General features: G+C 66.0%; 19 protein-coding genes. 11 read left to right on the top strand and 8 right to left on the bottom strand.

All coding sequences use genetic code 11. The features are described 5' to 3' along the window. Positions 1 to 27 precede the first annotated feature (27 nt). Complete coding sequence (arcC, locus tag G4G71_RS04840; protein WP_054908066.1) at positions 28 to 960, top strand: carbamate kinase; 933 nt, start codon at positions 28 to 30, stop codon at positions 958 to 960. Between the two features lie 266 nt (positions 961 to 1,226). Further along, complete coding sequence (locus G4G71_RS04835; RefSeq protein ID WP_169935754.1) at positions 1,227 to 3,125, top strand: beta-ketoacyl synthase; 1,899 nt, start codon at positions 1,227 to 1,229, stop codon at positions 3,123 to 3,125. Positions 3,126 to 3,294: 169 nt separating this feature from the next. Here the strand turns inward: G4G71_RS04835 and G4G71_RS04830 are convergent, their stop codons facing one another. Beyond that, a complete protein-coding gene (locus G4G71_RS04830) occupies positions 3,295 to 4,119 on the bottom strand; it encodes an HDOD domain-containing protein (RefSeq protein ID WP_139092894.1) in 825 nt (274 codons plus the stop codon). A gap of 193 nt (positions 4,120 to 4,312) precedes the next feature. On the opposite strand from G4G71_RS04830, the gene G4G71_RS04825 reads away from it, so the two are divergent. Further along, the gene (locus G4G71_RS04825) at positions 4,313 to 4,852 is read left to right on the top strand and encodes a type 1 glutamine amidotransferase domain-containing protein (protein ID WP_169935751.1); all 540 of its coding nucleotides are present in this window, start codon (positions 4,313 to 4,315) and stop codon (positions 4,850 to 4,852) included. A gap of 81 nt (positions 4,853 to 4,933) precedes the next feature. Beyond that, positions 4,934 to 6,130, top strand: a complete 1,197-nt coding sequence (locus G4G71_RS04820) for a class I SAM-dependent rRNA methyltransferase (RefSeq protein WP_169935750.1) — start codon at positions 4,934 to 4,936, stop codon at positions 6,128 to 6,130. 234 nt (positions 6,131 to 6,364) lie between these two features. Here G4G71_RS04820 and G4G71_RS04815 read toward each other — a convergent pair whose 3' ends face one another. Further along, positions 6,365 to 6,679, bottom strand: coding sequence for a hypothetical protein (locus G4G71_RS04815; RefSeq protein ID WP_169935748.1), 315 nt, complete (start codon positions 6,677 to 6,679; stop codon positions 6,365 to 6,367). Between the two features lie 376 nt (positions 6,680 to 7,055). Here G4G71_RS04815 and ilvD point away from each other — a divergent pair, with 376 nt between their 5' ends. Next, positions 7,056 to 8,894 carry a dihydroxy-acid dehydratase gene (gene ilvD, locus G4G71_RS04810; protein WP_169935746.1) on the top strand — a complete coding sequence of 613 codons (1,839 nt, stop codon included), beginning with the start codon at positions 7,056 to 7,058 and terminating at the stop codon, positions 8,892 to 8,894. Between the two features lie 64 nt (positions 8,895 to 8,958). On the opposite strand, the gene G4G71_RS30025 is transcribed toward ilvD, so the two are convergent. Continuing rightward, positions 8,959 to 9,408: a pilin gene (locus G4G71_RS30025; RefSeq protein ID WP_169935744.1), complete on the bottom strand. Its 450-nt coding sequence runs from the start codon at positions 9,406 to 9,408 to the stop codon at positions 8,959 to 8,961. Between the two features lie 269 nt (positions 9,409 to 9,677). On the opposite strand from G4G71_RS30025, the gene G4G71_RS04800 reads away from it, so the two are divergent. Together G4G71_RS04800 and G4G71_RS04795 are read left to right on the top strand one after the other, a co-directional pair. Then, entirely contained in the window at positions 9,678 to 11,069 is a 1,392-nt protein-coding gene (locus tag G4G71_RS04800) for a nucleobase:cation symporter-2 family protein (protein WP_169935742.1), read from the top strand. 49 nt (positions 11,070 to 11,118) lie between these two features. Further along, positions 11,119 to 11,586 carry a metallophosphoesterase family protein gene (locus G4G71_RS04795; protein WP_169935740.1) on the top strand — a complete coding sequence of 156 codons (468 nt, stop codon included), beginning with the start codon at positions 11,119 to 11,121 and terminating at the stop codon, positions 11,584 to 11,586. A gap of 86 nt (positions 11,587 to 11,672) precedes the next feature. Here the strand turns inward: G4G71_RS04795 and G4G71_RS04790 are convergent, their stop codons facing one another. Continuing rightward, positions 11,673 to 13,046, bottom strand: a complete 1,374-nt coding sequence (locus G4G71_RS04790; RefSeq protein WP_169935738.1) for a GTPase/DUF3482 domain-containing protein — start codon at positions 13,044 to 13,046, stop codon at positions 11,673 to 11,675. After that, the gene (locus G4G71_RS04785; RefSeq protein ID WP_169935736.1) at positions 13,039 to 14,415 is read right to left on the bottom strand and encodes a DUF2868 domain-containing protein; all 1,377 of its coding nucleotides are present in this window, start codon (positions 14,413 to 14,415) and stop codon (positions 13,039 to 13,041) included. The genes G4G71_RS04790 and G4G71_RS04785 overlap by 8 nt, the downstream gene beginning before the upstream one ends. A 179-nt stretch (positions 14,416 to 14,594) precedes the next feature. On the opposite strand from G4G71_RS04785, the gene G4G71_RS04780 reads away from it, so the two are divergent. From G4G71_RS04780 to G4G71_RS04770, 3 genes are read left to right on the top strand one after another with little or no spacing between them, the layout of a single operon-like run. Beyond that, a complete protein-coding gene (locus tag G4G71_RS04780; protein WP_169935734.1) occupies positions 14,595 to 15,629 on the top strand; it encodes a hypothetical protein in 1,035 nt (344 codons plus the stop codon). After that, positions 15,626 to 16,693, top strand: a complete 1,068-nt coding sequence (locus G4G71_RS04775) for a hypothetical protein (RefSeq protein WP_169935732.1) — start codon at positions 15,626 to 15,628, stop codon at positions 16,691 to 16,693. The genes G4G71_RS04780 and G4G71_RS04775 overlap by 4 nt, the downstream gene beginning before the upstream one ends. Before the next feature lie 20 nt (positions 16,694 to 16,713). Next, positions 16,714 to 17,226 (top strand): dihydrofolate reductase, encoded by a 513-nt coding sequence (locus G4G71_RS04770; protein WP_024762199.1) that lies wholly within the window; start codon positions 16,714 to 16,716, stop codon positions 17,224 to 17,226. Between the two features lie 231 nt (positions 17,227 to 17,457). Here the strand turns inward: G4G71_RS04770 and G4G71_RS04765 are convergent, their stop codons facing one another. Then, a complete protein-coding gene (locus tag G4G71_RS04765; protein WP_169935730.1) occupies positions 17,458 to 19,248 on the bottom strand; it encodes an acyl-CoA dehydrogenase C-terminal domain-containing protein in 1,791 nt (596 codons plus the stop codon). 2 nt (positions 19,249 to 19,250) lie between these two features. Further along, on the bottom strand, positions 19,251 to 20,486 hold the full coding sequence (locus tag G4G71_RS04760; protein WP_169935728.1) for a 3-hydroxyacyl-CoA dehydrogenase: 1,236 nt from the start codon (positions 20,484 to 20,486) through the stop codon (positions 19,251 to 19,253). Between the two features lie 104 nt (positions 20,487 to 20,590). Here G4G71_RS04760 and G4G71_RS04755 point away from each other — a divergent pair, with 104 nt between their 5' ends. Beyond that, the gene (locus tag G4G71_RS04755) at positions 20,591 to 21,490 is read left to right on the top strand and encodes a LysR family transcriptional regulator (RefSeq protein WP_169935726.1); all 900 of its coding nucleotides are present in this window, start codon (positions 20,591 to 20,593) and stop codon (positions 21,488 to 21,490) included. Between the two features lie 259 nt (positions 21,491 to 21,749). Here the strand turns inward: G4G71_RS04755 and G4G71_RS04750 are convergent, their stop codons facing one another. Further along, entirely contained in the window at positions 21,750 to 22,352 is a 603-nt protein-coding gene (locus G4G71_RS04750) for a nitroreductase family protein (protein ID WP_169935724.1), read from the bottom strand. Positions 22,353 to 22,355: the final 3 nt, after the last annotated feature.

The following is a 22,355-nucleotide window of genomic DNA, read 5'->3' as shown; positions in this document are numbered from 1 at the left end:
GTTTCCACTCTTTCGGAGGTACTGAATATGCGTATCGTCGTCGCATTGGGCGGTAATGCCCTGCTGCGTCGTGGCGAGCCCATGACTGCTGACAATCAACGCTTGAACGTTCGGATCGCCGCCGAACAGATTTCCAAGGTCGCTCCCGGCAACGAGTTGGTGATCGCCCACGGCAACGGCCCGCAGGTCGGCCTCCTGGCCCTGCAGGGCGCCGCCTACGACAAGGTTGCACCCTATCCGCTGGACGTCCTCGGCGCTGAAACCGAAGGCATGATCGGCTACATGATCGAACAGGAAATGGGCAACCTGCTGCCGTTCGAGGTACCGTTCGCCACCATCCTCACCCAGGTCGAAGTCGACGCCAAGGACCCGGCCTTCCAGAACCCGACCAAGCCGATCGGCCCGGTCTATTCGAAGGAAGAAGCCGAAGCACTGGCCAAAGAGAAAGGCTGGAGCATCGCCCCCGACGGCGACAAGTTCCGACGCGTGGTCGCCAGCCCCCGTCCGAAGCGCATCTTCGAGATCCGCCCGGTCAAGTGGCTGCTGGAGAAAGGCACCATCGTCATCTGTGCAGGCGGCGGCGGCATCCCGACCATGTACGACGAATCCGGCAAGAAACTCTCCGGCGTCGAAGCCGTGATCGACAAGGACCTGTGCTCCTCGCTGCTGGCCCAGGAACTGTCGGCTGACATCCTGATCATCGCCACCGACGTCGACGCTGCCTACATCGACTGGGGCAAACCGACCCAGAAAGGCATCGCCCAGGCTCACCCGGACGAACTGGAACGCCTCGGCTTCGCCGCCGGCTCCATGGGTCCGAAGGTCATGGCGGCCATCGAGTTTGCCCGCGCCACTGGCAAGGATGCAGTGATCGGCTCGCTGGAAAACATCGTCGCCATCACCAAAGGCGAATCCGGCACCCGCGTCAGCACCAAAAAGGCTGGCATCGAGTACCGTTAAGCCCTGTCCTCAGCAAAGGCAACATCGAAACGGGAGCCCGCATGGCTCCCGTTTTCGTTCAAGTACCCTGCGCGATCTGCCCGGAAACTCGTCGCCTACTTCCGACAATTCCTGGCGCAAGCGTGACTCGGCAGTCATCATCCACGTCAGCTAAAGCATTCGAATCACTAGAAGCCACCGCCTGGCTTTGTGCCACCGGGCCGCGCCTCCCTGCGCAACTGGCGCCCAGTCGCACAAGATGCACTTGCTGAAGGAGTTTCCGAGAGATGTCTCGACTACCGGTCATCGTTGGTTTTGGTGGATATAACGCGGCAGGCCGCAGTTCCTTCCACCATGGGTTCCGCCGCACCGTCCTCGAATCCATGGAGTCCGCCGCCCGCCAGGAAACCCTCGCCGGCCTCGCGGTGATGATGAAGCTGGTGAAAGTCGTCGACGGCCAGTATCAGGATGCCGACGGCCATGCCCTCGATCTGGCCGCCATCGAGCAACGTTTCGAGCAGCAGATTCGCCAGTCCACCCTGATCCGCCGCATCGAGCTGCAATACCTCGACGTCGACGCCGCGCATTGCCACAAGAGCCTGACCGTCAATGCCGCCGGCGCCCCGCTGACCTTCACCACCCTGCGCAAGCAACTGCCCGAGCCGCTGCCGGCCAACTGGTCGGTGGAAGAGACCGAAGGCAGCGAAGTCCGCGTCACCCTGCACGACAGCTGCGAATTCAAGGTCGACAGCTACCGCGCGCTGCCGGTGAAATCCGCCGGCCAGCTGCCCACCGGCTTCGAGCCGGGCGAGCTGTACAACTCACGTTTCCACCCGCGCGGCCTGCAGATGTCCGTGGTCGCCGCCACCGACGCGGTGCGCTCCACCGGCATCGACTGGCAGGCCATCTGCAACGCAGTGCAGCCCGACGAGATCGCCGTGTTCTCCAGCAGCATCATGAGCCAGCTGGACGAAAACGGCTTCGGCGGCCTGCTGCAATCGCGCCTGCGCGGCCATCGCGTCTCGGCCAAGCAGCTGCCGCTGGGCTTCAACAGCATGCCCACCGACTTCATCAACGCCTACGTACTGGGCAGCGTCGGTATGACCGGCAGCGTGACCGGCGCCTGCGCGACCTTCCTCTATAACCTGCAGAAAGGCATCGACGTCATCACCACCGGCCAGGCCCGCGTGGCCATCGTCGGCAACGCCGAGGCGCCGATCACCTCCGAGATCATCGAGGGCTACGCCGCCATGGGCGCGCTGGCCACCGAGGAAGGCCTGCGCCTGATCGAGGGCCGCGACGACGTCGACTTCCGCCGCGCCAGCCGCCCGTTCGGCGACAACTGCGGCTTCTCCCTGGCCGAGTCCGCGCAGTACGTGGTGCTGATGGACGACGCCCTGGCCCTGGAGCTGGGCGCCGAGATCCACGGTTCGGTGCCGGACGTGTTCATCAACGCCGACGGCTTCAAGAAGTCCATCTCCGCCCCCGGCCCGGGCAACTACCTGACCATGGCCAAGGCCGTGGCCGCCGCCGCGCAGATCGTTGGCGAGAAAAGCGTGCGCCAGCACAGCTTCGTCCACGCCCACGGCTCCAGCACCCCGGCCAACCGCGTGACCGAGTCGGAAATTCTCGACCGCGTCGCCACCGCCTTCGGTATCGAAGGCTGGCCGGTCACCGCGGTGAAAGCCTTCGTCGGCCACTCCCTGGCCACCGCCAGCGCCGACCAGCTGATCTCCGCCCTGGGCACGTTCCGCTACGGCGTCATCCCCGGCATCAAGACCGTGGACAAATTCGCCGATGATGTCTTCAAGGATCACATCGCCCTGTCCAACAGCGATGTGCGCCGCGACGACCTGGAAGTCTGCTTCATCAACTCCAAGGGCTTCGGCGGCAACAACGCCACCGGCGTGCTGCTGTCCCCGGCCGTCACCGAGAAGATGCTGCGCAAACGTCACGGCGATGCGGCCTTCAACGACTACCAGGCGCGCCGCGAAGCCACCCGCGCCGCCGCCCGCCAGTACGATGAAGCCGCGACCCAGGGCCGCTTCGACATCATCTACAACTTCGGCAACGACATGATCGACGAACAGGCCATCGAGATCAGCGACCAGGGCATCCAGGTTCCCGGCTTCAGCCAGACCATCGCCTACAAGAAGGATGAGCGCTTCAGCGACATGATCGACTGATCGCCGACGTTGAGCGAAAAAGCCGGGCAGATTCCCGGCTTTTTTGTGCCTGACGACTCACTCGGTGTGGTCGAGGCCTGTAGGAGCGAGCTTGCTCGCGAACCGCACAACACCGTCGTCACCAGCAAAACCCGTTCGCGAGCAAGCTCGCTCCTACACCTGGCTCCGGTCAGTACGTCCCCTGCCCCACGCCCAACTCGAGAATGCTGCCCTTGAGGTTCTCGAAGTCGTACTCGGTCAGCCCGACGTAATCCAGCACCAGCGCGCGAACGCTCTCCCACTCGTGGTCCTCGGTCTGGTTCCCCAACACACGGTAGGAGCCACAGATGTGCTCGGCCATCTTGAGGATCGCCAGCAGGTTCTTCAGCTGGGTGTCGCGGGAGTTGTCGTCGCTGAAGATCGACAGCGCGTTGTGGTGGTTGGCGATGGCCTCGCAGACGTGCTCCGGCAGGCGCCACGAGCGTGCCGTGAAGTAACCGACCACCGCGTGGTTGGTATTCAGCACACGGTTCTCGGTGTCCACCACCCGACGCTCATCGCTGGCGCTGGCGTAGGCCTCTTCCAGCACCGCCATGTAATTGGGGAACCGCTTGAGCATCAGCGGGATGCCGCAGTTGTGGAACAACCCCAGCGCGTACGCCTCGTCCACCGACTCGTAGCCAATGCGCTTGGCCAGGGTCAGGCAGCTCATGGCCACGTCCTGCGCGGTATCCCAGAAGCGATTGAGGGTGACGATGGTGTCGTCGGTCATTTCGCCCTTGATCGACTGGGCGTTGATCAGGTTGATAACCGAACGGCTACCCAGCAGGTTCACCGCCCGCTGGATCGAAGTGATGCGATTGGCCAGGCCGAAGAACGGCGAGTTCACCAGCTTCAGCAGCGCACCGGACAGCCCCGGGTCCTGGCTGATCAGCTTGGCGATCGCCTTCAGGTCCGGATTGGGCATGAACTGCTCCATCTGCAGGTCAACCATGATCTGCGGCTGCGGCGGCACGCTGATGCCCTGCAGGGCCTGACGGATCTGTTCGGCGGAGAGTTCCTGGGACATGAAGGCGCAGACTGGAAAGTTGACGGGGCGCACAGTTTACCCAGAGCAACGCATTCTGGAACTGCCGTTTTAGACTGAACTTTCATCGGCTGCTGTGTCGGAACCTTTACACCCAAGCGGAAGAAATGGGAGACACGCCATGAGCAAGACACTCAAAGGCAAGACCGTCGCCATCCTGGTCACCGATGGTTTCGAACAGGTCGAACTGACCGGCCCGCGCGAGGCGCTCGAGGAGGCCGGCGCCAAGGTGAGGATCCTCTCCGACAGCAAGGACAAGGTACGCGGCTGGAACCACGACAAGCCGGCGGACAATTTCAAGGTCGACGGCACCTTCGAGACCGCCCGCATCGACGACTATGACGCGGTGCTGCTCCCCGGCGGCGTGATCAACGCCGACCAGATCCGCAACCTGCCCAAGGCCCAGGAAATCGTGCAGAAGGCCAGCGAGGCCGGCAAACCCATCGCCGTGATCTGCCACGGCGCCTGGCTGCTGGTCTCCGCCGGCCTGGTGAAGGGCAAGACCCTGACCAGCTGGAACTCGCTCAAGGACGACATCAACAATGCCGGCGGCCACTGGGTCGACCGCCAGGTGGTCAAGGACGGTCATCTGATCAGCAGCCGCAAGCCCGACGACATCCCCGCCTTCAACAAGCAGCTGATCGAAACCCTCGCCGCCTGATCCGATCAAAAGCGCGTGCGCCCTGCTCCGGCGGCGCACGCTGCTGCGCTATAATCCCGCTCTTTTGCCGGAGCCTTCCCCATGACCCTGCCCAGCCTGCGTCTGAAAGCCAACGCCGAGCGCCGCCTGCGCGCCGGCCACCTGTGGGTCTACAGCAACGAGGTGGACGTCGCCGCCACCCCGCTGAACGGCTTCGGCGCCGGCGAACAGGCCATCCTCGAAATGGCCAATGGTAAGCCGCTGGGCATCGTCGCGATGAGCCCGAACAACCTCATCTGCGCCCGCCTGATTTCCCGCGATACCAAGCACGTTCTCGACAAATCGCTGCTGGTTCACCGCCTGAACGTCGCGCTGAGCCTGCGTGAACGCCTGTTCGACAAGCCGTTCTACCGCCTCGTCTACGGTGACTCCGACCTGCTGCCGGGCCTGGTAGTAGACCGTTTCGGCGACGTACTGGTAGTCCAGCTCGCCTCGGCGACCATGGAGAAGCACCGCGACGACGTACTCGCCGCCCTGCTGCAGGTGCTCAAGCCCAGCGCCGTGCTGTGGAAGAACGACTCCAGCGCCCGCGATGCCGAAGGCCTTGAGCGCTACGTCGAGAACGCCTACGGCGAAGTCCCGGAATGGGTCGCCCTGGAAGAGAACGGCGTGAAGTTCGAAGCCCCGGTACTGGCCGGCCAGAAGACTGGCTGGTTCTACGACCACCGCATGAACCGCGCCCGCCTGCAGCCCTATGTGCAGGGCAAGCGCGTGCTCGACCTGTTCAGCTACATCGGCGGCTGGGGCATCCAGGCCGCAGCCTTCGGCGCCAGCGAAGTGATGTGCGTCGACGCCTCCGGATTCGCCCTGGATGGCGTGGAGCGCAACGCCACCCTCAACGGCCTGGCCGAGAAAGTCGCCTGCGTGGAAGGCGACGTGTTCGACGCCCTGCGCGAGCTGAAGGCCGCCGACGAACGCTTCGACGTGATCGTTGCCGACCCGCCCGCCTTCATCAAGCGCAAGAAGGACCTGAAGAACGGCGAGGCCGCCTACCGCCGCCTCAACGAACAGGCCATGCGCCTGCTGTCCAAGGACGGCGTGCTGGTCAGCGCCTCCTGCTCGATGCACCTGCCCGAGGACGACCTGCAGAACATCCTGCTGGGCAGCGCCCGCCACCTGGACCGCAACATCCAGCTGCTCGAGCGCGGCGGCCAGGGCCCGGACCACCCGGTCCACCTGGCGATCCCGGAAACCCGTTACATCAAGAGCCTGACCGTGCGCCTGCTGCCTAACGGCTAAGACGGTACAGCACGAGAACGGGGCGCCTCCTCTCGGGATGCGCCCCGTTTTTCGTTTCAACGGCGGACGGCGGATAACGCTTGAGGCGTTATGCGCCCTACGACCGGCAACGCTGCATCATGTCAGTAAAGTAGGGCGCATAAAGCGGAACGCTTTATCCGCCGGCTCTATCCACGAGTCGACGGATAGCGCTTGGGGCGTTATGCGCCCTACGAGATAAGGTCCCTCCCCCCTTCACTTCACCGGCATCAGCGAATCCGCCTCGCTGATCACCGCCTTGCCGGTGCTGCGCTGGAACAGGCAAAGCTCGCGCCCCTGCTTGCCCTTCATGTGCGCCTGTGGGTACTTGCCTCCAATCATCAGCGCCGTGTAGCCCACGCTGTCGTCGAACAGCACCGGCGCGCCCAGTACCTTCTTGTTCTGCAGATGGCTCAGCGCCAGGCAGGCCTCGCGCTGCTGCTTGTCCTGCGCTTGCCAGGCCGCATCGGACGAGGCCTGCACGCTACCAACGAAGAGCGCGACCAGTACGGCGACGGGGATGATTCTCATGGGGTTGCTCCTTCAACGAACGGGATCGAAAAGCGTCAGTGGCCATTCTGACCACGCCAGCGCGGCGAAAGTCTATGGCCCGCGCCGACCGCCAGCCTTTCCCTGGCGGCAAGGGCCGGCGTAGAATCCGGCTCATTCCTGCCATTTATCCCCCGGCGGGCCTGTGAGCCCCGGCCGAGCAGGCGGTGACCCCGCCAAGCCCCGCGCCGACCTCGCCCATGCAAGGCCATCTGCTGTTTGCATCCGGTGCGTACCGCGCTCACGATACGACTTAGAGTCTGCTCAAGGTCTCGCCGGCCAGCGCCATCCGCTGCACGCCGCCGCACAGAAGACCCGGATCGACTCCCACCGTGCACCTGAGCCGCAGGAACCTGTCATGCCCGATTACCGTTCGAAAACCTCCACCCACGGCCGCAACATGGCCGGCGCCCGCGCCCTCTGGCGCGCCACCGGGATGAAGGACGAAGACTTCAAGAAGCCGATCATCGCCATCGCCAACTCCTTCACCCAGTTCGTGCCCGGCCACGTGCACCTGAAGGACCTGGGCCAGCTGGTCGCCCGCGAGATCGAAAAGCACGGCGGCGTGGCCAAGGAATTCAACACCATCGCCGTGGACGACGGCATCGCCATGGGCCATGACGGCATGCTCTATTCCCTGCCGTCGCGCGAGATCATCGCCGACTCCGTGGAATACATGGTCAACGCCCACTGCGCCGACGCCATCGTCTGCATTTCCAACTGCGACAAGATCACCCCCGGCATGCTGATGGCCGCCCTGCGCCTGAACATCCCGGTGGTATTCGTCTCCGGCGGCCCGATGGAAGCCGGCAAGACCAAGCTGGCCAACCACGGCCTGGACCTGGTGGACGCCATGGTCGTCGCCGCCGACGACTCCTGCTCCGACGAGAAGGTCGCCGAGTACGAGCGCAGCGCCTGCCCGACCTGCGGCTCCTGCTCCGGCATGTTCACCGCCAACTCGATGAACTGCCTGACCGAAGCCCTGGGCCTGTCGCTGCCGGGCAACGGTTCGACCCTGGCCACCCACGCCGACCGCGAGCAGCTGTTCCTGCGCGCCGGCCGCCTGGCCGTCGAGTTGTGCCAGCGCTACTACGGCGAAGGCGACGAGTCCGTGCTGCCGCGTAATGTCGCCAGCTTCAAGGCGTTCGAGAACGCCATGACCCTGGACATCGCCATGGGCGGTTCGACCAACACCATCCTGCACCTGCTGGCCGCCGCCCAGGAGGCGGAGATCGCCTTCGACCTGCGCGACATCGATCGCCTGTCGCGCAAGGTGCCGCAGCTGTGCAAAGTCGCGCCGAACATCCAGAAGTACCACATGGAAGACGTGCACCGCGCCGGCGGTATCTTCTCCATCCTCGGTGAACTGGCCCGTGGCGGCCTGCTGCACACCGACGTACCGACCGTGCACAGCCCGAGCATGGCCGACGCCATCGCCCAGTGGGACATCACCCAGACCCGCGACGAGAAGGTCCACACCTTCTTCAAGGCCGGCCCCGCCGGCATCCCGACCCAGGTGGCGTTCAGCCAGAGCACCCGCTGGGACACCCTGGACGATGACCGCGCCGAAGGCTGCATCCGCAGCGTCGAGCACGCCTACTCCCAGGAGGGCGGCCTGGCCGTGCTGTACGGCAACATCGCCCTCGACGGCTGCGTGGTGAAGACCGCCGGCGTCGACGAATCCATCCACGTGTTCGAAGGCCGCGCGAAGATCTTCGAAAGCCAGGACGGCGCCGTGAAGGGCATCCTCGCCGACGAAGTGAAGCCCGGCGACATCGTGATCATCCGCTACGAAGGCCCGAAAGGTGGCCCGGGCATGCAGGAAATGCTGTACCCGACCAGCTACCTGAAGTCCAAGGGCCTGGGCAAGGACTGCGCCCTGCTCACCGACGGTCGCTTCTCCGGCGGCACCTCCGGCCTGTCCATCGGCCACGCCTCGCCGGAAGCTGCCGCAGGCGGCGCCATCGGCCTGGTGCAGGACGGCGACAAGGTACTGATCGACATCCCCAATCGCAGCATCAACCTGCTGGTGAGCGATGAAGAGCTGGCCACCCGCCGCGCCGAGCAGGACAAGAAGGGCTGGAAGCCGGCTCAACCCCGCGCACGCAAGGTGAGCACCGCGCTGAAGGCCTACGCCCTGCTGGCCACCAGCGCCGACAAGGGCGCGGTGCGCGACAAGGCGCTGCTGGACGGTTGAGTCTGGTAGCGGAATGAAAAAGCCCGGCGAATGCCGGGCTTTTTTTGCGCAACAAAAGTTGGAATCAACCTTCCTTTGCAGACTTGGCGCACCCGCCGGTGCCGGGCTTGATTCCACGATCGGCACTGCAGATCGACCCCTTGGTTTCCCAAACGATGTGGGTTGCCCCCGCTGACTTACTGGCTGTCATAGTCATTTCCAGCGACTTCCCGTCGGAGTCAGTAGCACTGGTCGTCACTTCGATAGCACCATTCGAAACTGCATACTTCGTGATGTTCTCAGTAGAGAGTTCCGCTGGGATACCGAACTCGCCCGCCTTGCACTCCGACTTTTCCGCCTCTGATACACACATTCCCACAGCAGTTTTCACCGCAGCCAACTCGCTCACTGCCGCCGCAGCTCTGGTGCGCGACGAATAGTCCGAGTAAAGGGGCAAGGACACCGAAGCCAGAATCCCGATGATCGCCACCACGATCATCAGCTCGATCAGAGTGAAACCCTGTTGTTTGCGCATCTTCATATCCTTCTGGATTACGCCGAGGCCCTGAATGGCTCCGGATGTACTCCAGTGAAGTCACGCAACCGGGCACGATCATTCAGACGCGTCCGCGCACCCTGTTGAAAATTCGGCACTTTTTCTTGCGTCGAAAGCCAGGGCGGTACCCCTGCCCGGCCTTGGCGTAGGAATCCGAACTTCCCCGTTTATCCCTCCTTGCCTCATGGCACTGTGCGATCCCGCTCCGGGCCAGTAAAATCGCGCTCTTTTTTCCCGGACCGCCGCCCATGAGCTCCCTCGAGAACCCGTCCGCCGCCAAGGATCAGCCCGATCTGGTCTACGGCCTGGAAGACCGCCCCGCCCTGCCCATTGCCCTGCTCGCGGCACTGCAGCACCTGCTGGCGATCATCGTGCCGATCGTCACCCCCGGCCTGCTGATCTGCCAGGCACTGGGCGTGTCGCCGCGCGACACCAACCTGATCGTGTCGATGTCGCTGGTGATCTCCGGCATCGCCACCTTCGTCCAGTGCAAGCGCTTCGGGCCGTTCGGCGCGGGGCTGCTGATCGTCCAGGGCACCAGCTTCAACTTCGTCGGCCCGCTGATCGCCGGCGGCGCGCTGATGGTGAAGAGCGGCACGCCGGTGGAAGCAGTGATGGCGGCGATCTTCGGTGTGGTCATGGCTGGCTCCTTCGTCGAGATGGGCGTATCGCGCATCCTTCCGTTCGTGAAGCGCCTGATCACCCCGCTGGTCACCGGCATCGTGGTGCTGATGATCGGCCTCACCCTGATCAAGGTCGGCCTGATCAGCATGGGCGGCGGCTTCTCCGCCATGGCCAACGGCACCTTTGCCAACGGCGAGAACCTGATGCTGTCGGGCCTGGTGCTGGCGATCATCGTCATCCTCAACCGCATCCCGGTGGTGTGGATGCGCAGCGGCGCCATCGTCATCGCCCTCGCGGTGGGCTACGCGCTGGCCGGCTACCTGGGCCGCCTGGACTTCACCGGCATGCACGAGGCGCCGGCGTTCCAGGTGCCGGTGCCGCTGCACTTCGGCCTGGGCTTCTCCTGGAGCCTGTTCATCCCGATGCTGGTGATCTACCTGGTCACCTCGCTGGAAGCCATCGGCGACGTCACCGCCACCAGCAAGATATCCAAGCAGCCGGTGGAAGGCCCGCTGTGGATGCAGCGCATCAAGGGCGGCGTGCTGGTGAACGGCGCCAACTCGCTGCTGGCCGGCCTGTTCAACACCTTCCCCAGCTCGGTGTTTGCACAGAACAACGGCGTGATCCAGCTGACCGGCGTCGCCAGCCGCCACGTCGGCCTGTGGATCGCCGCGATGCTCATCGTGCTGGGCCTGTTCCCCAGCGTCGCCGGGGTGATCCAGGCCGTGCCGGAGCCGGTGCTCGGCGGCGCAGTGATGGTGATGTTCGGCGCGGTCGCCGCTTCGGGTATCAACATCCTTGCCGGCACCCATCTGGACCGCCGCGCGCTGCTGATCATCGCCGTCAGCCTGGCGCTGGGCCTGGGCATTTCCCAGGTGCCGGAGTTCCTCGCGCACATGCCCCACGCGATCCGCAACGTGCTGGAATCCGGCGTCGCCACCGGCGGCATCTGCGCGCTGCTGCTGAACTGGTTCCTGCCCGAGTCCGACGCCGCCAAGGCCTCGCACAACGGCTGATCCGCCACGACGCCACCTTCGGGTGGCGTCGTCGTTTATGCTCCCTGGCATGACCACTTCCCTGCGCATCGGCGTCATCGCCGACACCCACGGCCTGCTGCGCCCCGAAGCGCTGGCGGCGCTGCGCGGCTGCGAGCGCATCCTGCACCTGGGCGATATCGGCCCCGCTTCGCTGCTCGATCAACTCCGCGAGCTCGCCCCGCTGGACGTGGTGCGCGGCAACAACGACACCGACGACTGGGCCGCCGCGCTGCCGGAAACGCTGCTGCTGGAGTTGGGTGGACTGCGGCTCTACCTGATCCATGACCTCAAGCAACTGGCCATCGATCCAGTAGCCGAAGGTATCGACGTGGTGCTGGCGGGGCATTCGCACAAGCCGCTGAACGAGGTGCGCAATGGGGTTCTCTATCTGAATCCGGGGAGCGCGGGGCCGCGGCGGTTCAAGTTGCCGATTGCGCTGGCGATTCTGGAGATCGTCGACGGGCAACCCAGGGTAGAGATGGTTTCGCTTGTCTGAGAGCGTTCGCGAGCAAGCTCGCTCCTACAGGGTGCATCCGCTTTTCGTAGGAGCGAGCTTGCTCGCGAACCGCCATCGCTCCGAAGTCACGGCTCCAGCAATTGGGCCGCCAACTGCGCCACCGCCTCCTGCCGCTCGGTCTTCTCCGAGCGCCGCTTGCCATTGAGCCCCGACCACTCCGGATGCGCCCGCGCCTTGCGCAGGGCCTCGGGCAGCTTGCCTTCGCGCCATTGCTTGTCCTCCGGCGATTGCAGGTGGATTGCCTCCACCGCCGCATGCCCGCGAGTCTGCAAAGCCGCCAGCAGTTGCCGCTGCCGCAGCGCCAGCAGTCGCAGCACACTGTCGTCCACGGAAAGCTCGCGGCTGCCCTTGAGCTTGCCCAGCAGGCGCTGACCGTAATGGCCGACGGTCTGCCAGGCGCCGCCGGCGATGGCGCCCAGCGCAGTCGCCGCGCCGAGCGTCAGTCCGCCGACCAGCAGATCGATCCCCGCTCCCGCCGCCGCGCCGGCCGCGACGCCACCGCCCAGGCGGATGCCCAGTTGGCGCAGGGTTTCCGGGTTGAACAGGTCATCGCCCCAGCGGCCGTCCATCAATGGCAGATCAGCCGCGCGAGCGTCGTCCTTGCGGAAGGCGTAGAGGCTGAGCAGCGCCTTCACGCAGGTGTCTTCGCGCTTGCGCACTTGGTTGCGCAGCGTCTCGGTGGCGGCGCGCACGGCGGCATCGCCTGCCGGCACCAGTTGGCGGCAGGCGGCGACATCCACCAGCAGTTCGGCAATCAAGCGCGCACCGGCTTCGCGGCGGGCGACAGCCTGGGCTTCGTGATCGGCCACCAGTCGATCCAGCTGCAGGCGCGCACGCTCCATCAACAGAGCAAGGCTTTCGTAGAGGCGGCGCTCGCCATCCAGCGGCGGCGCCACGCTGTCGAAGCGCACCAGCGCATGCAGGCCGAGACGGGACAGCGCCTCGCGCCACTGCTCTTCGCGGTGCTGGGGGCTGGCGACGAAATTGAGCACCGGCAGCAGCGGCCGGGCGCAGGCGGCGAGCACGGCCAGTTCGTCGCGGTACTTAGCCAGTACGGGCTCGCGGGCGTCGATCACGTAGAGGCCGGCGTCGGAGGCGAGCAACTGGCGCAGCACCTTGGCTTCCTGCTCGAAGCGCCCGCGGGCTTCGCTACCGTCGAGGAAACGGCGCAGTTTTTCTGGGCCGTCCAGGCGCTCGCCGGGGCGCTCCAGGCCGTCGAGGAAGTCGCGTAGGGCGATGGCGTCCTCCAGGCCCGGCGTGTCGTACAGCTCCAGCAGTGGCTCACCATCGACCGACAGACGTGCGCCTTCCACATGCCGCGTGGTACTCGGGCGATGGGAGACTTCGCCGAAGCCCACATCACGGGTCAGGGTCCGCAGCAGCGAGGTCTTGCCGACGTTGGTGTGGCCGACCACGGCCAGTTTCAGCGCATCAGTCATGCCCGGTCTCCAGCCAACCCAGCGGGGATGCCGAGGTGTGAGGCAAATTCAGCCGCTCGATGCCGGCGTGCCAGTCGCCCAGGCGCTCGGCGTCCAGCGCTTCGCCCGGCGGCGCCTGCAGCAGCCAGACGCGAGTGGCGGCGGCGCAGCGCGAGAGTTCGGCGATCAACGCCAAAGTGCCTCGATCCGGCGAGCGGCGCGGGTCACAGGCGATCACCAGACGCGCTGGCGGGTAGCGTGTGAGCTGCTCCAGCAGGCGGCGACGCTGGGCGCCGTCGTCGAGGTCGCCAGCGTTGGCGATGCTGTCCGGCAGCTTCGGCGGCCAGTTGGGTCGGTCCAGCAGTTCGATGGAGACCAGCAGCGCGCCATCGGCGGTGGCGGCAGGCAGCTGCGCCTGCGGTTCGACCAGCTCATCCGGCGCAGCATCGCTGACGCCCAGGCGCTCGCTGGCCGGCATCAGGCGTTCGCGCAGCAGGGCGTAGCCGGGCAGCGAGACATCCAGCGCCAGCTGCGCGCGCCCGCGCTTCCAGCGCCACAGGCAGAGCAGCCAGAGCGCGCCGCGCAGCAGCACGCCGTACATCAGCAGGATGCCCACCAACCAGCCCGCCCAGGCGTGGCGCGCGTTTTCGCTGGCCACCAGGGCATCGCCGCTGGCGCGTACCAGCTCCGAATCCGGCTGCGGGAAGCCGAGCAGGGACGGCAGCGCGCCGAGACTGTGGGTCAGGGCAATGAAGGTGTCGCCGCCGAGAATGGTGGTCTCCCAGACGAAGCCATAGCGCCGCGTCGCCAGCAGCGCCAGCAGCACGCCCAGCGCACTGCTCAGCGCGACGAACCACAGGCCGTGGACCAGCAGGCCAAGCGCCCAGCGGGTCAGCTTCTGCCGGTCCAGCAGCACCAGCAGCGCGGGCGCCAGCTGCGCCGCATGGGCATCGCGGGCGAGCTTGCCGCTCAGCCACAGCCACAGGCGCCCGAGCGCGCCGGCCGCCTCGCCGCCGGCGAAGAAGGCCAGCGTCCAGCCAATGAGGGTAATCAAGTGCAGGCCGAGCAGGCTGGCCAAAGCCCAGAACACGTTGACCGGGCGCTGACCGTCGCCCAGCGCGGCAAAGGCCAGGCCGCCGCCGGTGAACAGCGCCAGGGCCAGCAGCAGGTAGATCGACAGGCGCGCTCCCTGGCTCCAGGTGCGCAAGGCGGCGCGCTGGCCATCGCGCTCGGCCAGCAGCAGCGCGCGGTGCTGAAGGCGCTGTGCGAGGTCGCCACCGCCAACGATGGCGCGGCGATTGGCCTCGCTGTCTTCCAGGGGACCGACCTGTTCCTCGCGCAGGCGCACGGCCTCGCACAGCCACAGGGATTGGAGGGCGGACTCGCTCACGGGTTCTCCGACAATCGGTATTCGCCAGCAAGGATAACCGCTGCTCGCCGTGGCGTCCCGGCGCCGCCGGTAACACCCTGCATCGTCAACCAAACCAAGGAGGGGCTCTCGCCAGGCGCGGGCAGGCTCAGACTCAGCCGATAGCACTGCCCCTATAAAAACAACAATGAGGCCTCGCCATGCTGCGCTCGCTGCTCAGTGCCTTGCCCCTGCTGCTCGCCGCCACCACCGCGGCGGCCGTGGAAACACCGCCGGTGCGCCCTTCCGACTGGGGCCCGGACACCCCGCTGATGCAGGCCGTGCCGCCGCGCCAGCTGGACGCCAGCGTCAGCGCCCGACAGTCCGCCAGTAATACCTCGCAACTGTGGATCAGCCAGACCGACTTCCGCCTGCACGACGACATCGGCTTCTTCATCCGCAAGATGCTGATCCAGATGAGCCCGGTGGCGGGCGCTGGAACACCACTGATGCTCGACGACCCGAAATCCATGGTCGCGCGCATCCAGGCCGGGGACATCTTCGTCGCCGACGCCACCCTCGCCAGCCTGCTCAACGAGGAGCTGCGCAACGCCAAAGCGCCGGTGCGCAACCTGAAGCTCAGCACCCGCGCCGATGGCCAGGAAGTCCACGGCGAACTGCTGCGCAAGGGGCGCTGGCGGCCGCTGCGGATGGTCACCGGGATCGAGCAGGCCGGCCCGCTGAAGGTGGCGCTGGTGCCGCAACGGATCTACGTCGACAACGTGGACGTCACGCCCTCGCTGAGCGCCGCATCCATCGAGATGTCCGAGGTGCTGCAACTGCACACCGCGCACATGCAGCTGATCGGCAACCGCATCCTGGTCGACCTCGACGGCCTGTTCCCGCCGCCGCGCCTGGACTTCACCGTGCGCAGCCTGAAGCTCGCCGACGGCGGCATGGACCTGCAGCTGGGCAGCGAGCTGGCCGAGCTGAAATGGCCGCAGCTCAAGGCGCCGAAAAGCTACATGTTCATCGAGGGCGGCGACATCAAGATGGCGCGGACCATCCTGGTGAAGGCCTACGCGCTGTTCACCAGCCTCAGCCCCGACGCGCCGCTGCTGTTCAACCTCTACGACTACCGGCGCCAGCTGCAGTACGGCGAAATCCGCCTGCGCGAGGACGGCATGGTGCACATCGCGGTATCTCCCATAAAAGCGCCCGTGAAGGCGCCCGCCCCGGAGGAGAAAGCCCTATGAGAATCCTCCTCGCTTCCCTGCTCCTGCTGGCGTTTGCCGGCAACGCCACCGCCGAGAGCGCCATCGACAAGCAGCAGCGCGAACTGGGCGTACTGCGCCAGGGCTGGTTCCAGCAGACGCCGCCGGCAGCGGACTTCAAGGCCAGCCGGCCGGGCGGCCTGCGCGACTCCGGCCAGGACGGCGTGGGCATCCTGCTGAACAACGTGGACCTCTATTTCCAGGGCGGCATCGGCTTCCACAGCCCGCAGCTCAAGGGCTGGCTGGTGCCGCTCAAGGCCGGCGAGCCCATCGACTTCGACCGCCCGCAGGACATGCGCATCAACGTCTCCGAAGGCGAGGTGATCCTCAGCCCCGAGCAGCTGGCCAACCTATTCAACCAGCACATCCTCGATTACCCGGAGACCATGCTGCGCGGCTTCCAGCTGAGCGTCGAAGGCGACCGCCTGCTGGTCTCCGGCGAGGTTCAGCCGCTGGGCGTCGGGCCCTGGCTGCCGCTGCGGCTGTCCGGCACGGTGAAGCTCGACGGCGACAACCTCGACTACCAGCCCGACAGCGTGAAGGTGCTCGGCGTGCCCAGCTACGGCGCCATGAGCCTGGTGGGCCTGCGCCTGGATTCGCTGGTGACCCTGGAGCGTCCCGGCGCGGTGCTGCAGGACAACGTGATGCACCTGAACTACCACCAGGTCTTCCCCCTGGTGGGCATCGATGGCCGGGTCGAATCCAGCTGGCTGGACACCAAGGGACTGCACCTGAAGTTCGCGCCCAAACCCGGCGCCGCTTCGCTGGCCTTCGAACCGCCGCGCCAGGCGGGGCCGTCCTATATCTGGCTGCAATCGGGGGACCTGAAGATCTTCGAGATCCTGATTACCTATTCGCAGGTGCTGCTCAAGGCCGAGCGGCCCGAGCAGACGCTGTCGTTCAAACTCAAGGACTACCGCAAGGTGCTCTCCACCGGCATCACCCAGGTCAACGAGGACGGCACCTTCTTCATGCGCGTTCCACCAGCCGCCGGCCCCACCGAGGGTGAGCGGCTGGTATCCTCTGGCACTGGGAGTTCCCACTGATGTTCAGCACTGGAGTCACGATGTCCGAAGCCCTGCCCCTGGCGATGATCGCCGCCCTTGCCGACAACCGCGTGATCGGCGTCGACAACCGCCTGCCCTGGCACCTGCCGCAGGACCTCAAGCACTTCAAGGCGATGACCCTGGGCAAGCCGGTGATCATGGGCCGCAAGACCTGGGATTCGCTGGGCCGCCCGCTGCCGGGCAGGCTGAACATCGTCGTCACCCGCCAGGCCGGGCTGCAGCTGGAGGGCGCAGAAGTCTTCACCAGCCTCGATGCTGCCCTCGAGCGCGCCGCCGAATGGGCGAAGCAGGAAGAAGCCGAGGAACTGATGCTGATCGGCGGGGCGCAGCTGTATGGCGAGGCGCTGGAACGTGCCGAACGGCTGTACCTGACCCGCGTGGGGTTGAGCCCGGCGGGTGATGCGCACTTCCCGGAAGTGGATGAAGCGCACTGGCATCTGGCTTCGAGCATCGAGCATGACGCCGAGGGTGAGACGCCGGCTTATGCGTTCGAGGTGTGGGAGCGGGCTTGAGTCTTCAGTGTAAGAACCCCTCTCCCTAACCCTCTCCCTGAAGGGAGAGGGGATATCCGCTTCAAGCGCGCCCTCTGCGTCACCAGCGAGCACCGTAGCCAACGAAAACGCCGAACGGCTCCCTCTCCCTTTAGGGAGAGGGCTGGGGAGAGGGAGTCGTCCAACACCGTACCTCCAAAGAAAAACGCCGCCCCAGTCCCCCGGCGCGGCGTTTTTCTTTACCTCAAGCCATCAGAACGCAAAGTGCTCCGCGTCCAGCCCCATCAGGCAATCCGCGCCGCCCAGCAGAGCTTCGCGGTGCATGCTGGCGCGCGGCAGGATGCGCTTGATGTAGAACTCCGCGCTGGCGAGCTTGGCGCGGTAGAAGTCCGCGTCGCCCTCGCCGACCGCCAGCTTCGCCTGGGCCACGCCGGCGGCCTGCACCCACAGGCCCGCCAGCAGCACGTAGGAGCAGTACTGCAGGAAGTCCACCGAGGTGGCGCCGATTTCCTGCGGGTCGCGCTGGCAGGCGGCGATCACTTCGCTGGTCAGGCTGCGCCATTCCAGCAGGCGTTGGCGCACGGTTTCTGCCAGGCCGGCCAGTTCGGTACGGGCTCCTGCAGTCTCGCAGGCAGCCGCCAGCTCGCCGATCAGCGCATTCAACTCCGTACCGCCATCGCCCAGCAGCTTGCGGCGGATCAGGTCGAGCGCCTGGATGCCGTTGGTGCCTTCGTAGATCTGGGTGATGCGGCTATCGCGCATCAGCTGCTCCATGCCCCACTCGCGGATGTAGCCGTGGCCGCCATAGACCTGCACGCCGAGGCTGGACACCTCCTGGCCGACGTCGGTGAAGAACGACTTCACGATGGGGATTAGCAGCGCCGCACGCTTGCTCGCCGCCTTGCGAGCGTCGGCCTCGGGATGGCCGTGCTCCAGGTCCAGTTCGCGGGCGCAGAGTGCGGACACCATCCGGCAGCCCTCGGTCAGGGTCTTCTGGGTCAGCAGCATGCGCCGCACGTCCGGGTGGACGATGATCGGGTCGGCGGCCTTGGACGGCTCCGCCGCGCCGGTCAGCGCGCGCGATTGCAGACGTTCGCGGGCATAGGCCAAGGCGCCCTGGCAGGAACGCTCGGCGATGCCCAGACCCTGCAGGCCGACCTGGAAGCGCGCGTCGTTCATCATGGTGAACATGCACGCCAGACCCTGGTTGGCCTGGCCGATCAGCCAGCCGGTGGCGCCGTCGAAGTTCATCACGCAGGTTGACGCGCCCTTGATACCCATCTTGTGCTCGATGGCACCGCAGCTCAGGGAGTTGCGCGCGCCCGGCGTACCGTCGGCATTGGCGATGAACTTGGGGACTAGGAACAGGCTGATGCCCTTCACCCCGGCCGGCGAATCCGGCAGGCGCGCCAGCACCAGGTGGACGATGTTTTCCGACAGGTCCTGCTCGCCGCCGCTGATGAAGATCTTGCTGCCGCTGACATGGTAGCTGCCATCCGCCTGTGGCTCGGCACGGGTACGCAGCAGCGCAACGTCGGTGCCGGCCTGCGGCTCGGTGAGGCACATGGTGCCGGTCCACACGCCACTGATCATCTTCGCCAGGTAGTCGCGCTGAAGCTCCGGCGCGCCGTGCTTGTACAGCGCCAGCACCGCACCCTCGGTCAGCCCGGAATAGACGCGGAAGGACAGCGACGCGGCCATCAGCATTTCGTGGAAGCTGGCCGAAACCATCTGCGGGAAGCCCTGGCCGCCGAACTCGGTCGGCCCGGTCATGCTCGCCCAGCCGTTGTCGCAGTACTGCTTGTAAGCGTCGCGGAAGCCGTCCGGCGTGGTGACTTCGCCATTGAGCAGGGTCGCGCCCTGCTCGTCGCTGTTGCGGTTCAGCGGCGCAACCACTTCGCCGGTGTAGCGCGCGCCCTCTTCCAGCACGCCATCGATCAGCTCGCGGTCGAGGCCATTGCCCAGCAGCTCGCAGTGGGCGCTGACGTCGAACAGTTCGTGGAGGACGAAGCGCATGTCGCGCAGGGGTGCCTGGTAACTCATGTTCAATGCTCCTGTTTCACGTCGGCAAAGTGGCCATTGGCGGCGGCCAGGCGCTCGATCAGCGCAGCCGGCTGCCAGTGCGCGCCGTGGGCGCCGGCCAGGTCACGCAGGCGCGCCAGCACGCTCTGCAGGCCCTGGGCATCGGCCCAGGCCATTGGGCCGGACTTGTCCTTGGGGAAGCCATAACCATTGAGGTAAACCGTGTCGATGTCGGCGCTGGTGGAGGCGATGCCTTCGTCGAGAATCTTCGCGCCTTCGTTGACCAGGGCCAGCAGGCAGCGCTCGAGGATTTCCTCGACGCCGATGTCGCGGCGGGAGTAGCCCAGGCGCTCGGATTCGCTCACCACCAGGGCGTCGACTTCCGGGTCGTGCTCGGCCTGGCGGTTGCCCGGCTCGTAGTGATAGAAGCCGTTGCCGCTCTTCTGGCCGAAACGCCCCATCTCGCACAGGCGGTTGTCCACCTGCACGGTCGGCGCGTCCTGGCCCTTGCCGGCCAGCTCGCGAGCACGCCATTCGAGGTCGATGCCGACCACGTCGAACATGCGGAACGGGCCCATGGCGAAACCGAAGCCCTGGATCGCCGCGTCCACCTGGTGCGGCAGCGAGCCCTCAAGGATCAACCGGCGCGACTCCTGGACGTACTTCTCCAGCATGCGGTTGCCGATGAAGCCGTGGCAGTTGCCGGCCACCACGCTGACCTTGCCCATGCGCTCGCCCAGTTCCAGCGCGGCTTCGAGCACGGCGGGCGCAGTCTTCGCGCCGCGCACGATCTCCAGCAGCTTCATGATGTGCGCCGGGCTGAAGAAGTGCAGGCCGAGCACCTGGGACGGCCGCGAGGTCACGGCGGCGATGGCGTCGACGTCCAGGTAGGAGGTGTTGGAGGCCAGGATCGCCGAGGGTTTCAGCGCCGCGTCCAGTTCGCGGAAGATCGACTGCTTGAGTTCGAGGTTCTCGTACACCGCCTCGATCACCAGGTCTACCTCGCGAATCGCCGCGTAGTTCGCCACCTGGGAGATGCGCGCGCGGCGACGGGCGGCTTCGGCCTCGTCGATGCGGCCCTGGCGCACGTTGTGGGCGTAGGTGTCGGCCACGGCGCCGAGGGCCTGGGTGAGCATCTGCGGGTTGTTGTCCAGCCACAGGACCTGCACGCCGGCGTTCGCCAGGCACATGGCAATGCCCCGGCCCATGGTGCCGGCGCCGATGACGGCGGCGCTGGCGATGCGGATGTTCTGGCTCATGTTGTTCCTCTTGTCAGCCTGAAACGCTCGTTTGAAGACCACTCACCTTAGGGAAGGCGGTACTATTTTTGAAATTTTGAGTTGTGATAAGTGGCATTCAGCCGATGAATATGAATACGTTCGACCTCAACCTGCTGCGGGTGCTGGACGCGCTGCTGCGCGAGCGAAACGTTTCCCGTGCGGCGGAGCGCCTGGCGCTGAGCCAGCCGGCGGTGAGCAACGCTTTGAACCGCCTGCGCGAACTGCTCGATGACCCGCTGCTGGTGCGCGTCGGTCGGGCGATGCAGCCAACGCCTCGGGCGCTGGAGCTGGAAGCGCCGATCCGCGATGCGCTGCAACGCATCGGCCAGAGCCTGGCCGGCGGCGACACCTTCGACCCCGCGCGCAGCCGCCAGCGCTTCACGATGGCGCTGACCGACTATGTGGAAGCACTGTGCATGCCGCACCTGCTCGAAAGTCTGGGAAGCGCGGCGCCAGGCATGGGCCTGAGCATCCAGCACCTGACGCCGACGCTACCGGCCGAGGCGCTGGACAAGGGCAACCTGGACCTGGTGCTGGGCCGTTTCGAGGAACTGCCGGCGCGCTTCCAGCGTCGGCCGTGGGCGAGCGAAACGCTGCGCCTGCTGGCCCGGCGCGGGCATCCGCAGGTGAATGGCGGGATCGATCTGCAGACCTTCCTCGGTCAGCGGCACCTGTGGGTTTCCGGCGGGCAGACCAAGGGCATGGTCGACCAGTGGCTGGCCAGCCAGGGACTCAAGCGGGAGATCGCCTACACCACGCCCAACTACCTGCAGGCGGCGCACCTGGTGGCCAGCACCGATCTGCTGACGGTGTTGCCGACGCGCCTGGCCATCTATTTCGCGGAGCTATTACCGTTGCAGGTGCTGGAGTTGCCGTTCGACGTCGGGCAGTTTCACCTGGAACTGGTCTACCTCGCCCAACGCGAGCGGGATGCAGCGTTGCAGTGGCTGGTCGAGCGGATCGTCGAGGCGGCGCCGGATTGACTGGGCTCGCCGCGTAGGATGGCGTGGAGCGAAGCGATACCCATCATGGGCGCAAGGATCGATGGGTATCGCAAGCTCCACCCATCCTACGAATCTGATCAACCGGAGTGAGCAGAACCTGTAGGACCGAGGGGGACGCCCAGTCCTTGCTAGCGAACCGGAGTTGCCGAACATGACGAAACCGGGCGGTTCGCGAGCAAGCTCGCTCCTACATAGAGCAGAAAAGAAAAAACGCGCTCGGAGGCGCGTTTCGTGGGGATCAGAAGCGATCGCGAACGATCGTCTCTTCCAGCGGCAGCCGACCGATGCGCGGCTTGGCGTCCACGGCCTGTTTACCGACAGCGATCATCAGGCCGATGGCGTGGTTGGCCGGCAGGTTGATCAGCTTGCCCACGGCGTCGAAGTCGAAACCAACCATCGGCACGCTGTCCAAGCCACGGCCACGGGCGGCGAGCATCAGCGTCTGGGCCACCAGGCCGCTGCTGCGCATGGCTTCGTCGCGCTGGGTCTGCGGCTTGTCGCGGTAATAGCCGTCGATGGCGCCGACCATGAAGTTCTTCACCTCGGCCGGGGCGCCGTCCCACACGCGTTCGGCGTTCTTCTCCCAGCTGTCGACCTGCGCGCAGACGATCACCAGCATCGAAGCCTCGGTCATCTGTACCTGGTCCCAGCCGGCTTCGCGGATCTGCGCACGCAGCTGCGGGTCGCTGACTTCCACCAGGCGCACGTGTTGCAGGTTGAAGGAGGTGGGCGCTAGCAGCGCCTGTTGCAGCAGGTCGTCCTTCTCCTCGCGGCTCATCACGTAGGAAGTGTCGAAACCGCGGATGGAACGGCGGCTGCGGATGGCGTCTTCGATCAGCATGGA

The sequence above is a fragment of the Pseudomonas multiresinivorans genome, from assembly GCF_012971725.1.
Taxonomy (GTDB): Bacteria; Pseudomonadota; Gammaproteobacteria; order Pseudomonadales; family Pseudomonadaceae; genus Pseudomonas; species Pseudomonas multiresinivorans.
Note: the sequence above shows the minus strand (reverse complement) of the source record. Positions and strands in the feature narration are given on the sequence as shown.

Excerpts from the sequence above, each read along its gene's own strand:
- arcC (WP_054908066.1), top strand. The coding sequence starts at position 28 with ATGCGTATCGTCGTCGCATTGGGCGGTAATGCCCTGCTGCGTCGTGGC.
- G4G71_RS04835 (WP_169935754.1), top strand. The coding sequence starts at position 1,227 with ATGTCTCGACTACCGGTCATCGTTGGTTTTGGTGGATATAACGCGGCA.
- G4G71_RS04825 (WP_169935751.1), top strand. The coding sequence starts at position 4,313 with ATGAGCAAGACACTCAAAGGCAAGACCGTCGCCATCCTGGTCACCGAT.
- G4G71_RS04820 (WP_169935750.1), top strand. The coding sequence starts at position 4,934 with ATGACCCTGCCCAGCCTGCGTCTGAAAGCCAACGCCGAGCGCCGCCTG.
- G4G71_RS04815 (WP_169935748.1), bottom strand. The coding sequence starts at position 6,679 with ATGAGAATCATCCCCGTCGCCGTACTGGTCGCGCTCTTCGTTGGTAGC.
- ilvD (WP_169935746.1), top strand. The coding sequence starts at position 7,056 with ATGCCCGATTACCGTTCGAAAACCTCCACCCACGGCCGCAACATGGCC.
- G4G71_RS30025 (WP_169935744.1), bottom strand. The coding sequence starts at position 9,408 with ATGCGCAAACAACAGGGTTTCACTCTGATCGAGCTGATGATCGTGGTG.
- G4G71_RS04800 (WP_169935742.1), top strand. The coding sequence starts at position 9,678 with ATGAGCTCCCTCGAGAACCCGTCCGCCGCCAAGGATCAGCCCGATCTG.
- G4G71_RS04795 (WP_169935740.1), top strand. The coding sequence starts at position 11,119 with ATGACCACTTCCCTGCGCATCGGCGTCATCGCCGACACCCACGGCCTG.
- G4G71_RS04790 (WP_169935738.1), bottom strand. The coding sequence starts at position 13,046 with ATGACTGATGCGCTGAAACTGGCCGTGGTCGGCCACACCAACGTCGGC.
- G4G71_RS04780 (WP_169935734.1), top strand. The coding sequence starts at position 14,595 with ATGCTGCGCTCGCTGCTCAGTGCCTTGCCCCTGCTGCTCGCCGCCACC.
- G4G71_RS04775 (WP_169935732.1), top strand. The coding sequence starts at position 15,626 with ATGAGAATCCTCCTCGCTTCCCTGCTCCTGCTGGCGTTTGCCGGCAAC.
- G4G71_RS04770 (WP_024762199.1), top strand. The coding sequence starts at position 16,714 with ATGTCCGAAGCCCTGCCCCTGGCGATGATCGCCGCCCTTGCCGACAAC.
- G4G71_RS04765 (WP_169935730.1), bottom strand. The coding sequence starts at position 19,248 with ATGAGTTACCAGGCACCCCTGCGCGACATGCGCTTCGTCCTCCACGAA.
- G4G71_RS04760 (WP_169935728.1), bottom strand. The coding sequence starts at position 20,486 with ATGAGCCAGAACATCCGCATCGCCAGCGCCGCCGTCATCGGCGCCGGC.
- G4G71_RS04755 (WP_169935726.1), top strand. The coding sequence starts at position 20,591 with ATGAATATGAATACGTTCGACCTCAACCTGCTGCGGGTGCTGGACGCG.
- G4G71_RS04750 (WP_169935724.1), bottom strand. The coding sequence starts at position 22,352 with ATGCTGATCGAAGACGCCATCCGCAGCCGCCGTTCCATCCGCGGTTTC.